Raw genomic sequence first — 500 nt, 5'->3', positions numbered from 1 at the left:
GTTGAAAGGTTCAAGCCAGCAAGTACCTATGCTGGCTTGAGGGTATACTTAGAACTTAAATTTAGCAATCTGAGTGGAGAGGACAGTAGTTTGCGTCAAGATATCATTGGATACGTTTGCCAAATCGTCATTCACGTTAACTAGTTCTTTTGCACTACTATCAAGAGACTGCATGTCATTTGCGACTTTTGAACTAACGTTTGACTGCTCTTCGCAGGCGGATGCAACAGAATCTACCATGCCATTGATGGACGTTACGGAAGAGATAATGCTCGATAGTGCTTGCTGTATTTCATCTGCGCTGGTTTTTGTTTGCTCCACTAAAGCTTTCGAGCTCTGTGTTGCAACAAATGACTCGTTTGCTTCTTTTTGTAGGCGTTCAATAATAGATTCAATTTCATTGGTTGAATCATGGGTTTTAGACGCTAATGAGCGCACTTCATCCGCAACAACCGCAAAACCACGGCCAGACTCACCGGCCCGTGCCGCTTCAATAGCTG

1 protein-coding gene is annotated in these 500 nt (G+C 43.8%); it reads right to left on the bottom strand.

The window, feature by feature from the left end; translation table 11 throughout:
• Positions 1-48: 48 nt before the first annotated feature.
• Positions 49-500: methyl-accepting chemotaxis protein (locus AB4486_RS28075; protein ID WP_372120106.1), on the bottom strand; the 452-nt coding region annotated here is incomplete at its 5' end.

The sequence above is a fragment of the Vibrio sp. 10N.222.55.C6 genome (genome assembly GCF_041473395.1).
Taxonomy (GTDB): domain Bacteria; phylum Pseudomonadota; class Gammaproteobacteria; order Enterobacterales; family Vibrionaceae; genus Vibrio; species Vibrio crassostreae_C.
The sequence above is the reverse complement of the archived record's forward strand: the minus strand, read 5'-3'. Positions and strand labels throughout refer to the sequence as shown.